General features: G+C 42.2%; 17 protein-coding genes. 10 read left to right on the top strand and 7 right to left on the bottom strand.

What is annotated here, in order from left to right; all coding sequences use genetic code 11:
• Window positions 1–101: 101 nt before the first annotated feature.
• Window positions 102–1,013, bottom strand: coding sequence for an alpha/beta hydrolase (locus F972_RS13450; RefSeq protein WP_004679056.1), 912 nt, complete (start codon window positions 1,011–1,013; stop codon window positions 102–104).
• Window positions 1,014–1,200: 187 nt separating this feature from the next.
• On the opposite strand from F972_RS13450, the gene F972_RS13445 reads away from it, so the two are divergent.
• Window positions 1,201–1,638 carry a DUF2147 domain-containing protein gene (locus tag F972_RS13445; protein ID WP_004679055.1) on the top strand — a complete coding sequence of 146 codons (438 nt, stop codon included), beginning with the start codon at window positions 1,201–1,203 and terminating at the stop codon, window positions 1,636–1,638.
• A 58-nt stretch (window positions 1,639–1,696) separates the two neighbouring features.
• Here F972_RS13445 and F972_RS13440 read toward each other — a convergent pair whose 3' ends face one another.
• Both F972_RS13440 and F972_RS13435 read right to left on the bottom strand, forming a co-directional pair.
• The gene (locus F972_RS13440; protein ID WP_034426706.1) at window positions 1,697–2,047 is read right to left on the bottom strand and encodes an arsenate reductase; all 351 of its coding nucleotides are present in this window, start codon (window positions 2,045–2,047) and stop codon (window positions 1,697–1,699) included.
• 484 nt (window positions 2,048–2,531) lie between these two features.
• Window positions 2,532–3,356, bottom strand: coding sequence for an exodeoxyribonuclease III (locus F972_RS13435; RefSeq protein ID WP_004769975.1), 825 nt, complete (start codon window positions 3,354–3,356; stop codon window positions 2,532–2,534).
• A gap of 41 nt (window positions 3,357–3,397) precedes the next feature.
• Here F972_RS13435 and pyrE point away from each other — a divergent pair, with 41 nt between their 5' ends.
• The 4 genes from pyrE (at window position 3,398) to F972_RS13415 (ending at window position 5,237) form a co-directional block, all read left to right on the top strand.
• Complete coding sequence (gene pyrE / locus F972_RS13430) at window positions 3,398–4,048, top strand: orotate phosphoribosyltransferase (protein ID WP_004760411.1); 651 nt, start codon at window positions 3,398–3,400, stop codon at window positions 4,046–4,048.
• Window positions 4,049–4,289: 241 nt separating this feature from the next.
• On the top strand, window positions 4,290–4,625 hold the full coding sequence (locus tag F972_RS13425) for a hypothetical protein (RefSeq protein ID WP_004769972.1): 336 nt from the start codon (window positions 4,290–4,292) through the stop codon (window positions 4,623–4,625).
• Window positions 4,626–4,674: 49 nt separating this feature from the next.
• Window positions 4,675–4,854: a hypothetical protein gene (locus F972_RS13420; protein WP_004769971.1), complete on the top strand. Its 180-nt coding sequence runs from the start codon at window positions 4,675–4,677 to the stop codon at window positions 4,852–4,854.
• Window positions 4,851–5,237, top strand: a complete 387-nt coding sequence (locus F972_RS13415; RefSeq protein WP_004769969.1) for a type II toxin-antitoxin system death-on-curing family toxin — start codon at window positions 4,851–4,853, stop codon at window positions 5,235–5,237. The genes F972_RS13420 and F972_RS13415 overlap by 4 nt, the downstream gene beginning before the upstream one ends.
• A gap of 1 nt (window position 5,238) precedes the next feature.
• Here F972_RS13415 and F972_RS13410 read toward each other — a convergent pair whose 3' ends face one another.
• The 4 genes from F972_RS13410 to F972_RS13395 form a co-directional block, all read right to left on the bottom strand.
• Window positions 5,239–5,790: a macro domain-containing protein gene (locus F972_RS13410; RefSeq protein ID WP_004769967.1), complete on the bottom strand. Its 552-nt coding sequence runs from the start codon at window positions 5,788–5,790 to the stop codon at window positions 5,239–5,241.
• Between the two features lie 5 nt (window positions 5,791–5,795).
• The gene (locus tag F972_RS13405; protein WP_004769966.1) at window positions 5,796–6,476 is read right to left on the bottom strand and encodes a hypothetical protein; all 681 of its coding nucleotides are present in this window, start codon (window positions 6,474–6,476) and stop codon (window positions 5,796–5,798) included.
• Between the two features lie 221 nt (window positions 6,477–6,697).
• The gene (locus F972_RS13400) at window positions 6,698–6,886 is read right to left on the bottom strand and encodes a DUF3565 domain-containing protein (RefSeq protein WP_004769963.1); all 189 of its coding nucleotides are present in this window, start codon (window positions 6,884–6,886) and stop codon (window positions 6,698–6,700) included.
• Window positions 6,887–6,890: 4 nt separating this feature from the next.
• Window positions 6,891–7,343 (bottom strand): MarR family winged helix-turn-helix transcriptional regulator, encoded by a 453-nt coding sequence (locus tag F972_RS13395; protein WP_004769962.1) that lies wholly within the window; start codon window positions 7,341–7,343, stop codon window positions 6,891–6,893.
• Window positions 7,344–7,522: 179 nt separating this feature from the next.
• On the opposite strand from F972_RS13395, the gene F972_RS13390 reads away from it, so the two are divergent.
• The 5 genes from F972_RS13390 to F972_RS13370 all read left to right on the top strand — a co-directional run bounded on the left by F972_RS13390 (window position 7,523) and on the right by F972_RS13370 (window position 12,917).
• On the top strand, window positions 7,523–8,002 hold the full coding sequence (locus tag F972_RS13390; RefSeq protein WP_004769961.1) for a glutathione peroxidase: 480 nt from the start codon (window positions 7,523–7,525) through the stop codon (window positions 8,000–8,002).
• 215 nt (window positions 8,003–8,217) lie between these two features.
• Window positions 8,218–9,162 (top strand): glutathione synthase, encoded by a 945-nt coding sequence (gshB, locus tag F972_RS13385; protein ID WP_004756907.1) that lies wholly within the window; start codon window positions 8,218–8,220, stop codon window positions 9,160–9,162.
• A 225-nt stretch (window positions 9,163–9,387) separates the two neighbouring features.
• The gene (gene murG, locus F972_RS13380) at window positions 9,388–10,485 is read left to right on the top strand and encodes an undecaprenyldiphospho-muramoylpentapeptide beta-N-acetylglucosaminyltransferase (RefSeq protein WP_010589235.1); all 1,098 of its coding nucleotides are present in this window, start codon (window positions 9,388–9,390) and stop codon (window positions 10,483–10,485) included.
• Between the two features lie 13 nt (window positions 10,486–10,498).
• Window positions 10,499–11,944, top strand: a complete 1,446-nt coding sequence (murC, locus tag F972_RS13375; protein ID WP_004683550.1) for a UDP-N-acetylmuramate--L-alanine ligase — start codon at window positions 10,499–10,501, stop codon at window positions 11,942–11,944.
• A 46-nt stretch (window positions 11,945–11,990) separates the two neighbouring features.
• Window positions 11,991–12,917 (top strand): D-alanine--D-alanine ligase, encoded by a 927-nt coding sequence (locus F972_RS13370; protein ID WP_004683549.1) that lies wholly within the window; start codon window positions 11,991–11,993, stop codon window positions 12,915–12,917.
• The last annotated feature ends 3 nt before the right edge of the window (window positions 12,918–12,920 follow it).

The raw sequence follows: 12,920 nt of genomic DNA, 5'->3' as shown, positions 1-12,920 counted from the left end.
GATGTGAATATCCAATCAGATTTATTTTATGATGACAAAATTAAATTAACAGTGACAATGGTCAGCCATAGCTGACCATTTTTGCATAAAATTTAAGCGGCCTAGTCACGGTCAAGTGAATGGGCGAAATCCGCAATATCCGCCAGTGCCTGTTTTGCTTCAGGGAACCATGCATTGAACATCTGGAAATTATGCCACATGCCTGTGTAAAGTTTAAAGTGTACTTTGACTCCAGCTTTTTCAGCTTTTTCTCTAAAGCGTTTTGAATCATCCAGTAAAATTTCTTTTGAACCGACTTGCACCAGTGTTGGCGGTAAGCCTTTAAGATCATCAAATAGAGGAGAAACACGCGGATCATCCGCTTGTACACCATCTTTTAAGTAATGATTAATTCCTGCTTGTAAGGCTTCAATAGAGAGCAGAGCATCATGTTTTTGGTTAAAGCGTAATGATTCACTGGTGAGGGTCAGATCTAAATAGGGTGACATTAAAATTAAACCGCTTGGCATGAGATCAGGTTGTGCTTTTAATCGTAAGCACAATGCCAACGCGAGATTGGCACCACAAGAATCCCCCGAAATAATAATATCTTTGGGTTGGATACCTTGTACCAGAAGCGCCTGATAGACATCAAAAATGGCGTCAATTGCCTCAGGGTAGGGATGTTCAGGCGCAAGCGGATAATCCATATGAACCACTTGCATTTGCGTGCGCGCAGCAATATCAGTCATGAGGGCCCGATGCGTACTTAAACTCCCCAGGAAAAAAGCACCGCCATGAATATGAAAAATAAGTTGTGTGGCAGACGCTTGTGCCTTGATTTCTTCACCACGCACGCCTGCTAAGCGCAATGGTCGAATTTGTACTGTGGGATTTTGGGGGAATAGACGACAAAGTTGGTCTAATAAAGGTCGCAAAGCATTCGGGGCTAAATTAAACTGACTCGGCGTACGAATGGTCGCTTTTAGTAATGATTCAGTAAAATAATATTTCCAAACAGTACCAAATTTCATAATTTTTCCATATTGTTAGTTCAGTATATAACCAAGAGAGTTTTGACTCATGTGCCTTGCGCTGTAATTACAGCAATGTTTTGTTGTTGCTCAGGCTATACCCAATAGTCATAATCAAGCATTGCAATATTGATAGAAATTCTCAATACTCTTAGTCTTGAAAAGACCCCTTAAGGATATTACAAAAATGAAGAAAATTGCTTTAGCATTTGGATTGCTCGGTTTAACAACTTTTGCCAATGCGGCAGATGCATTAAACGGTAGCGTTTGGCAGACAATCGATGATGAAACGAAGCAGCCAAAGGCGATTGTGAAGTTTACTGAGCAAAAGGATGGTTCGTTAACAGCGTCTATTCAAAAATATTTAGTCCCAGGTCAGGAAGATGCCTGCTCTAAATGTGAAGGAACCTATCACAACAAATCACTTAAAGGCGTGACTATTGTGCATGGCCTGAAAAATGTCGGTGGTGTGAATTACGATGGTGGTTCAATTATCGACCCTAAAAATGGCAAGACCTATAAGTTGAAAGCTGAAATCATCGAGGGTGGTAAAAAGCTTAAACTGCGTGGCTATATTGGTGTGGCCGCTCTAGGCCGTAACCAGACCTGGGTTCGTGCCAACTAATTTGAGTTTGAACTGAAAAAAACCGAGTCCTGAGACTCGGTTTTTTATTTTTATCTGTTTAAGCGGAGAGATTCTGGTAAGTCGCCTCATCAAAGCCAATCACAAAGCCCTGTGGAGTTTGCAGCACTGGACGTTTTATCAGGCTAGGTTGGGCAATGAGGGTCTCAATCAGGTTTTGCTCATTGCTGCTGGCATGGGCCTGTTCCGCTTCGGATAACTTGCGCCAAGTTGTGCCTTTTTTATTCAGCACCTTATCCGCACCCATTTCTTTCAGCCAAAGCGCTAAAGTTGCCGCATCAATTCCCTGTTTTTTGTAGTCATGAAATTCATAGGCAATACCCTTTGCCTCTAAGGCATCAAAGGCCTTTTTCATTGAATTGCAGTTTTTAATACCATAAATTTTAAACATGCTGTAAACCATAGAAAACAAGAAAAGATATGGCTGAAAGCCTAACGCAAAAAGAGGGTGATTTGCCAGTTGAGTTTTTTAGCCTATAACTTAATGCATGTTTGAAATGGTCAACAGACCCTGTTTATCAAGTAAATTTATGTAGTGTGTTGAGCAAAATTAAAATGATCAAATCAATCATGCTTTTTGATGAAAAAAGCTAAAGACAAACGGGGTGAAAAATATTTAAGATTAAAAAAGAGAAAACCCGCATTTAATCTTCCTGATCATGTGGGTCTCATTTCAACGTCCAATGTCTCATCCATGCAAATAAACTTAAACTAAGTTTATTTTGTCTTCCTACGGCTTCCTATCCTTTTTTGGTCATCCTGACCGCTTCCTTGTGCCGTGGTGCTATAATGCCGTTACAGCCGATAAATAAAAATACACAAAAAACGACACAATCTGTCAGCCAAAGAGGTGGTCAAAGTGAACAAGTGTTCACTTATTCGTGTATTTTATAGTCGATGATGACAGGGGCATGGTCGCTAAACCATTGTTCTTTATACACCCATGCGTTTGCAGTCCGCATTTTCCAGTCAGGTGAACAGGCCTGATAGTCAATCCGCCAACCCACATTTTTTGCACGGGCCTGCCCACGATTTGACCACCATGAATACAATTCCGCCTCTTTTCGCACTTCGCGGAATGTATCGACATAACCCAGTTCATCATAAATATGATCAAGCCATGCCCGTTCATGCGGTAAGCAGCCTGAAGATTTCTGGTTGCCTGACCAGTTTTTAATATCAATGCGCTTATGCACGATGTTGTAGTCGCCACATACGATGATCGATTTATTTTCATCTCGCCATTGTTTGAGTATTTGGGCGTATTCTTGAAGAAATAAATCTTTACGTGCTTGTGCTTCATCGCCACTTGAACCTGATGGCAAGTATAGCGAGGCAATATGAACAGGCTGTGACAATCCTAGATCGAATTCCGCCGTGATAAAACGCCCCTGCGAATCAGCCAGTTCAAAACCCAAACCGTTTTGTACTGAAACAAATGGGAGGCGGCTGTAAATCGCCGTACCTGCATAGCCCGCACGTTCGGCAGGGAACAGGTGGGTATGCCAGCCTTTAGGCTTGAATTTATCGGTCCACTGTTCATGGGTAATGCGGCTTTCTTGCATACACACCACATCGGCATCGGACTGTTCCAACCATTCCAACAGACCTTTGGTCACAGATGAACGTAGACCATTTACGTTAATTGAAACCACTCGAAGAATTTTTACATCACTTGGATAGCTATCCTTTGGTATCATACGTCTGTTTAACCTCAATTAAAGAATCTGGAGCACCTTATATGACAACGCCTGTGTCATTTCATCCGCAAGCTTTTATCGAACTCGCATTATCACGTGGTGTGCTTAAATTTGGTGAGTTTACCTTAAAATCAGGTCGTGTCAGTCCTTATTTCTTTAACGCAGGTTTACTGAATGATGGTGAGGCACTGTCGCTGTTAGCGCAGGGCTATGCGGATAAACTGGTTCAGTGTGACAATGTCGGTGTGATTTTTGGTCCAGCCTATAAAGGCATTCCGTTTGTTGCTGCAACAGCAGTGGCGTTGTCTCAGGTGCATGGTAAAAGTGTACCTTGGGGCTTTAACCGTAAAGAAGCCAAAGATCATGGTGAGGGTGGTGTGTTGGTTGGTGCATCGGTTGCTGGCCAGAAAGTCTGGATCATTGATGATGTGATCACCGCGGGAACTGCGATTCGTGAAGTTGTGACCATCTTAAAAAATGCGGGAGCAACCATTGCAGGGGTTTTGGTGGCGCTAGATCGTCAGGAACGTGGTCAAGGTGAGCTTTCTGCAATTCAGGAAGTACAAAAAGAACTGGAAATCCCTGTGCATGCATTGATTACCATGAAAGATTTAATGGATTATCTGGATGCCAAAGGTGAGAAAGAAGCTTTAGCAAATATGCAGGTCTATCGTGAAAAGTATGGCATCTAAGTTTTAGCTGTAGGAAAGGAAGCTAAGGCTTCCTTTTTTGTTGAGTTTATTTAACGAATTATTGGAAATAATGATTGAAAAATAAGCGTGGAACGTGAAAAATCATAAAAAAAGCCCACCAGAGGGTATGTGGGCTAAAATCATGTAACTACAGCATTGATTTCTAAAGATAATTATAACGCATTTCGTATAAGGTGTATTATGTTAATTGTAGAAAATCTTAAAATTAAAGGAAAAAATAGTGAAAATTGGAATTTTCTGGCATTGGAATAATAAAGTCATCGGTATAGCTCATGTGTTTAATTTAGGTGATGCTGATTCAATTGGCTTAATTGATAGTCCTTACACGCATATCGAGTATTGGAAAAATGTACAAAGTGAATATCCAGAGCTTAGAGCTTATGAATATGAGCAGATTCCACGAGGTCGGGTAATTTACGATATGAACAAAGATAAAGTAATTGTCTATATGGATAAGACATTATTTACTTCCCGAACCGCATCTAAGATTTATGATTTCTTTGATATAGACTCTGAGTCAGCTATTCCTAGAAAAGATCCTCACTATCGCACCTAATTGTAAAATTTGAGCTAAAATAGACATCTCTATTAATGGAGCTATGAATATGAGAAAACGCTTAAAAGACTATAGCCTTGATCAAATTTCAAATCGCCAAAAGGTTTCAGGTCAAGTATTACCAATTCAATTTAGCAATGATGAAGCAACAAAACGTGTTGTGATGCACAGTGCTAAACGAGTTATTAATCAGCATAAAGCAGAACTTCAAGAGCTTGCTTATAAATGAGTTTGATTAGCTCAACATTCGTGATCGCTGTACATGATGAGATCCTATTACAAACTGGCGTGGGGCGAACAGGCTGTCATATTGAAAAGCTAGAAAGCGTATTAAGTCGTATAGATCAGCAGATGTATTACAGCAATGTAAGCGACATTTTTGAGATCGCAGCATGGTTTGGTATAGCTATCTCAAAAGGTCATGCTTTTGTTGATGGTAATAAAAGAACTGGTTTAGCTGTAATGCTGACTTATCTCGAAATTCAAGGTGTTACCATTCAGGAACAAACAGGTTTAGATGATTTGATGGTCGATATTGTTGAATCACAAGAAGAACATGAATTATTAGCCAAAATTGTGGCTGAATTCTTATACGAGCTTTCGATAATTTAAACTAAGAAATCATAATCTGAATATTTGGATCATCGATATTCGATAAAAGATTCTTATAAATTAAATAATTTTCATCCTCTCGGCAGATAAAAAATACTTCTGCAACATGATCATATTGAGGCAACATAGAGAGTATGGTGCCAATCGCAATTTCAGCAGCCTTTTGATGTGGAAAACCATAAACACCTGTACTAATACATGGAAAAGAAACAGTGAGTGCATGAATTTCATTAGCTTTGAATAGTGCATTACTATAAGCATCACAAAGCAATTGTGGCTCATTGTGTTCGCCATCTAACCATCGTGGTCCAACCGCATGAATAAGGTATTTAGCAGGCAGATTACCTGCTGTTGTTACTTCTGCTTGACCTGTAGGACATATACCTTTTTCTTGATTTAGACGAACACATTCTTCTTTCATCAATGGTCCAGCTTTTTTATGAATCACATAATCAAGTCCACCACCACCAAGCAAAGATTTATTTGCTGAGTTAACGATGGCATGTACAGCAAAAGCTGTTATATCTGCTTGGGTGAGATGGACTTTTTTCATAAATTTTATGCAATACCGCGATCTTTTTTAAATTGAGAAATAATAGGATTTAATTCAGATCCACAGAATTCAATATACTCATTTGTAATTCCACGACCACTAGAAGGATGTGGCAACCCAACTACAGTGCAGTTTTCAAATTTATTGATATAAGCCAATGAGCCATGATAATCAGGCATTTTTAATGTTTGCAATTTTTCAATTTCATTGCCCATAATTGGAGTGAATTTATCCCTTACTTTATAAAATTTTAGTACCTCAGTTAAAAGCTGACTACCCATAAACAGAATTACTTTAGGTCTAAGTTCTTCTATATGTGCTATGAAATTATCAACATTTTCATCTTGTTTGTAGAAAGGAATTGCAGAACGAGATTTTTTTGATTCTACAGCCCAATTAGTTTGTACAATCATTTTGTCGAAAGCATCGCCTAAGCCTTTCTCATTTAGAGGATGCCCCCACATAGAAAACCAAGTTCTAATTCTTTTATCGTATTTCCATGTCTTAGCAACATCACCATATCGCAATGATTTATTAGAAAAGGTACATTCTTTAGTCATATCTATTATAACTTCTTGCCCCTTACTTTGTGATTCTTCACCCCATTCATAACCACAAATCATTAATCCGTTTTTATCATTAAAACCTGCGAAAATTGAATTTGCTAAATTTAGACTTTTTCCCATTTTATCTTCTCTGATACTTTTAAGATTCAAATCATCACATATATTTCATATATGTCAATCATTTATATTTATTGGATTAGTGATATAATTGCATCAACGGTTTTAATGAGGCTCTAGGTATCGCAATATTTGTAACAAAAAATATATTTCATATAAATCATTTATATGGAAAGTTTTTTATAGATATTAAAATACACTTAACATAAAATCTCTTATGCGAATCACTCTTCCTCACATTTCTTACATTCCAGCATCGCCCCTAACTTTTCCCTACGCCCTTGTTCCGTCAACACCCAAGGGCGATTTTGCCAAGGTGGATCATGGCGTACATGCTGCCCATGCCCACAGGTAAGCTCTGCTACCCAATGATTCTCTTTATCCAGATGAAATCCAACAATGGCCTGTTGCATTTACTTATTCACCCAAACTTTCGAGTTTAGAATTTTCCAAACCTTTTAAGAAACGATGGCATAGATTATGAATCGCCACCAAATCATTGGGCTCAATACCCAAAGAGCAGGCGAGTTTAAAAGGAATCAGGGTAATTTCCTCTTTTGCCGAAAGCGCTTTTTCCAGCAAAATGACTTTTTTCATGCGTTCATCTTCTTTAACCGCAACACGCTTTAAAAACTGCTTTTCTTCCAGTTTTTTAATAATCGGCGTTAAGGTTCCCGAATCAAAAAAAGTCTTTTGTCCGATTTCAGACAAGGTTACGTTGTCTTTTTCATACAACGCCAGCAACACAATAAACTGCGGATAGGTCAGGTCATATTCCTGAAGCAATGGACGATATTGACGAATCATGGCATTGGTGGCGGAGTACATGGCAAAACAGACTTGATTTTCCAAGTAGGCAATCTCAGTCATGATCCTGTCCTTAACCTGCAATAACTATAAAATAGTATAAATTGAAAAACGCAAAAAGTATATTGCGTATAATTAACTTGCGCACAATATAATTGTGTGCAATATTATTTTGGCGTAGCTGAATTAATCAACCAAGCTACTTTGGGAATGACACAAGTTTTATTGTAGAGAGAATTCTTATGGCCAAGATTTATGATTTTCAGGCTGAACTTTTAGAGGGTGAGCAAAAGGACCTCGCAGACTATCAAGGCAAAGTGCTCCTGGTGGTGAATACTGCAAGCCAGTGTGGTTTAACCCCACAGTTTGAGGGCCTGGAAAAACTATATCAGGACTATCAACAGCAGGGCTTGGTGATTTTGGGCTTTCCATGTAACCAGTTTGCCAATCAGGACCCATCCAGCAATGAGGAAATCGGCAGCTTCTGTCAGCGCAACTATGGCGTGTCATTCCCCATGTTTGCCAAGGTTGATGTCAATGGACCAACTGCCCATCCGCTTTATCAGTATTTAACCTCAGAGGCCAAAGGTCTTTTGGGAAGCAGTATAAAGTGGAATTTCACCAAGTTTTTGATCAATCAAAAAGGTGAGGTGGTGAAACGTTATGCGCCAATCACCAAACCAGAAAAAATTGCCAAGGATATTCAACGTTTATTGTCATAAGGCAATATTCGCATGTTGGGAAATGTATCTGGCTGGAACTCAAATGAGTCAAACATTTCCCAAACCTGCCCATAATTGAAAAAGAAAGATGATAATGTTATAGATAATTGAATAAAATAGATTTTTTATTATTTAATATTTACATAACTTGTTCAGCCATAAGCAGAAAACTTGGTTATACTTTTCGCTAAGATTAAAAATACGAGCGTCAGGTTATGCGTGTACTTGTGGTGATGGACCCAATTGAAACTGTGAATCTCAAGAAAGATTCAACCATGGCAATGCTATGGGCGGCAAGCCGTCGTGGACATGAGCTGGGTTATGCACTGCAACAGGATTTATATATCGAACAAGGCAAGGCATTCGGTCTGATCTCACCATTAAAGGTGTTTGAAGACTACAGCCATTATTATGAGCTGGGCGAGAAACAAAAAGAGTCACTTGCTACTTATGATGTGGTGCTGATGCGTAAAGACCCACCATTCGACATGAACTTTGTCTACACCACCTACATTTTGGAACAGGCGGAGCGTGAGGGTGCATGGATCATCAATAAACCCCAGTCATTACGTGACTGTAATGAAAAGCTGTTTGCGACCCAGTTTCCAGAACTTCAAGTTCCGACCTTGGTGACATCACAACAAAGCCTGATTCGTGAGTTTATCAAGGCGCATGGTGATGTCATCGTGAAACCTCTGGATGGCATGGGGGGCATGGGAATTTTCCGCCTGTATCAGGACGGTGTGAACATTGGTTCGACTCTGGAAATGCTGACGGAAATGGGAACACGTCCAATCATGGTGCAACGTTATATCCCTGAAATTGTCGAAGGCGATAAACGTATCCTGATGGTCAATGGTGAGCCAGTTCCTTATTGTCTGGCGCGCATTCCACAAAATGGTGAGGTGCGTGGCAATCTGGCGGCAGGTGGTTTGGGGCAGGCGCGTCCACTGACTGACAATGACAAAATGATTGCTGCAAAGGTTGGACCTTTCCTGCGTGAAAAGGGTCTGGTGTTTGTCGGTCTGGATGTGATTGGAAATTATGTCACTGAAATTAATGTCACCAGTCCAACCTGTATTCGGGAAATTGATGCCCAGTTTGGCACCTCAATTGCCGATGACTTGTTTACTGTGCTTGAGGCTGGACGACAGAACTAGACTCCCTGTTTATTGACCGAATTGCCCATTTGTTTTTGACGCTGATTGCAAGGTAAATGGGCAATCGGATGTAGTGCTCCCCTGTTTTTAATAAACAATTGAAAAAAGCGGGGCTTTCTGTTGTAAACAGGTGAAATTCGCTTTTCGTGAATGAAGCTTTAGGATTAAAATAACTTCCGAAAACAATAGACGATAACTTTCTTTTTTGAGTTGAAGAATTAGACCGTGACCAATTCACCGCAGAACAAACCCAAACATGTCATGATGATGGCCGCTGGTACAGGTGGGCATGTTTTTCCAGCACTGGCTGTTGCAAAACAACTTCAACAGGAAGGCTGTCAGGTGTCGTGGCTTGCGACGCCTACAGGTATGGAAAATCGGTTACTCAAAGACCAAAATATTCCAATTTATCAAATTGACATTCAGGGTGTGCGTGGCAATGGCCTGTTGCGTAAACTCAGTGCACCTTTCAAGATTCTCAAGGCGACCCTGAGCGCGATGCGCTATATGCGGCAGCTCAAGGTTGATGCGGTGGCGGGCTTTGGTGGCTATGTGGCTGGACCAGGTGGTTTGGCTGCACGTATCTTAGGGATTCCGATCCTGATTCACGAGCAAAATGCCATTGCGGGATTTACCAATACGCAATTGGCTCGTATCGCAACAACAGTTTGTCAGGCTTTTCCAAATACTTTCCCAACTAGTGATAAAGTGGTGACCACAGGCAATCCTGTGCGTGCTGAGATTACTGCGATTTTGAATCCATCATGGCGTTATCAGACCCGTGAACAGGAGCAGCAGCCCCTTAGTGTTCTGATTGTCGGAGGGTCTCTGGGTGCGCAGGCTTTAAATGAGCGTTTGCCTGAGGCGTTAAGCAAGGTGAATATTCCTTTAAAGGTGTTTCACCAATGTGGGCAGAACCAGCAGGATTTAACCCGTGTTCGCTACCATGATGCGCCTAAAAGCCTACAGGTGCAGATTGAGCCATTTATTCATGATATGGCAAAAGCCTACAGTGATGCTGATTTAATTATTTGCCGTGCTGGCGCATTAACGGTTACAGAAGTCGCAACTGCAGGTCTTGCTGCGGTGTTTGTTCCGCTACCTATCGCAGTGGATGATCACCAGACTGCAAATGCGAAATTTTTAGCAAATGTCGGCGCTGCGAAGATTTGTCAACAAGCAGACATGACACCCGCTGTTTTAGATGAATTGTTAGCCACATTATTAAATCGCCAACTACTGTCTGAAATGGCAATTAAAGCACGCCAACAAGCACAACCGAATGCAACTCAGCATGTGGTTGATCTGATTAAAAAATTGTAATTCGAGTTTATCTATGTCTCCTACAAATCCAAACCAATCCAAAAAGCTGATTAAAGTGCCAGAAATGCGCCGTATTAAACATATCCACTTTGTTGGTATTGGTGGTGCAGGGATGTGTGGTATTGCCGAAGTTCTAAAAAATCAGGGCTATAAAATTTCGGGTTCGGACATTAAGGAATCCAAAACCACCACGCATCTCGAAGCAAATGGCATCAAGGTTTATATTGGGCATTCAGCCGACAATATTAAGAATGCCAATGTATTAGTGGTTTCAACGGCAATCGACCCTGAAAATCCAGAGATCAAGGCGGCCATTGAGCAACGCACCCCGATTGTGCGCCGTGCGGAAATGCTGGGTGAACTGATGCGTTACCGTCATGGCATCGCGGTTGCGGGTACACATGGTAAAACCACCACCACCAGCTTGTTGACCACCATGCTGGCTGAGGAAAACCTTGATCCAACCTATGTGATTGGCGGTTTGCTAAACAGTACAGGGGTTAATGCGGCACTGGGCGAAAGCCGTTTTATTGTGGCGGAAGCCGATGAGTCGGATGCATCATTCCTGTATTTACAGCCAATGGCGGCGATTGTCACCAATATTGATGCCGACCACATGGATACCTATGAGGGTAGCTTTGACAAGTTAAAGGATACGTTCATCCAGTTTTTGCATAACCTGCCGTTCTATGGCTTGGCGGTGGTCTGTGGTGATGATGCCAATATCCGTGAGATTCTGCCGCGTATTGGCCGTCCAATCCTGACCTACGGTTTTGGTGAGGATAATGATATTCGTGCGGTTGAGGTGGTGCAGGATGGCATGCAGTCGCACTTTACTGTGTTGCGTAAAGACCGTGAGCCATTGCGTGTCACCATCAACCAGCCAGGTCTGCATAATGTCCTGAATGCATTGGCGGCTATTGGTGTGGCAACTGATGAGGGCGTTTCTGATGGAGCGATTTGTCGCGCATTGGAGGGCTTTAGCGGTGTCGGCCGTCGCTTCCAGGTTCAGGGTGAGTTTGAAGTTGGCGAGGGTTTGGTGAAGTTGGTGGATGACTATGGCCACCATCCAAAAGAGGTTGAAGCAACCATTAAGGCGGCCCGTGCCAGCCACCCAGACCGTCGCTTGGTGATGATGTTCCAGCCACACCGTTTCAGCCGTACCCGTGACTGTTTCGATGATTTTGTCGATGTGTTATCGCAAGTGGATCAACTGTTATTACTGGAAGTCTATCCAGCGGGTGAAAAACCGATTGTGGGTGCGGATAGCCGTGCTTTAGCACGCAGTATTCGTTTACGTGGTGAAGTTGAACCGATTTTGGTTGATCCCGTTGAAGGTAATTTGCCAAATGTTTTACAAAAAGTGTTACAAGCAAATGACCTGTTATTAACACAAGGCGCGGGTAACGTGGGCGCAATTTCGGTAGAATTGGCCCAGCATCGCCTGTATGCCAAATAATGTGTGTTATGAATATTAAAAGTTTTACAGTTTTAAGGATATAAACGTGTCAAATGCTGCAAAATTCGGCAAAGTTGCCGTGTTGTTTGGTGGGAAATCAGCTGAACGTGCTGTGTCACTGGATAGTGGTCAGGCTGTTTTAGAGGCGCTACTGCGTTCGGGTGTACAGGCAGAGGCATTTGACCCGCAGGATCGTAGCGTGACGGAACTGGTTGGCTATGACCGTGCCTTTATTGTGCTGCATGGCCGTGGCGGTGAGGATGGCCAGATTCAGGGTGTTCTAGAATGGCTAAACATTCCATATACGGGGACTGGCGTACAGGGCTCCGCAATTGGCATGGACAAGGTCAAGACCAAGCAGATCTGGCAGGGCAGTGACTTGCCAACCGCGCCTTATCGCATCGTCACCAAGGATTCTGACTTAGATGCGGTGATCGCGGATTTAGGCCTGCCTGTGATTATCAAGCCTGTGCATGAAGGCTCAAGTGTCGGTATGAGCAAGGTTGAGAAAGCAGAGGATTTTGCCAACGCAATTGAAAAAGCCACACAGCATGATGCGGTGGTGATGGCCGAAAAATGGATTACAGGCCGTGAATTTACCATTTCATTCCTGAATGGTCAGCCATTGCCCGTGATTCGCTTGCAGCCGCCAGCAGATGTTGCCTTTTATGACTATGAGGCGAAATATCAGCGTGATGATGTGCAGTATGGGATTCCTTGCGGTTTAAGCGAGGCTGAGGAGAAAAGCCTACAGGCGCTTTGTCTGCGCGCGTTTCAGGCGGTTGGTGCAGAGGGCTGGGGACGTATTGATGCCATGCAAGACCAGGATGGAAACTTCTGGTTGCTGGAGGTGAATACCGTACCAGGCATGACCAGCCACTCTTTGGTGCCTAAGGCGGCCCAGGCGGTGGGCTATGGTTTTGATCAACTGTGTGTTGCGATCCTAGAGCAAACCCTGGCGAAGTCGGCTTAATTC

The sequence above is a fragment of the Acinetobacter sp. CIP 102529 genome (assembly GCF_000368325.1).
GTDB classification, from domain to species: domain Bacteria; phylum Pseudomonadota; class Gammaproteobacteria; order Pseudomonadales; family Moraxellaceae; genus Acinetobacter; species Acinetobacter parvus.
Note: the sequence above shows the minus strand (reverse complement) of the source record. Positions and strands in the feature narration are given on the sequence as shown.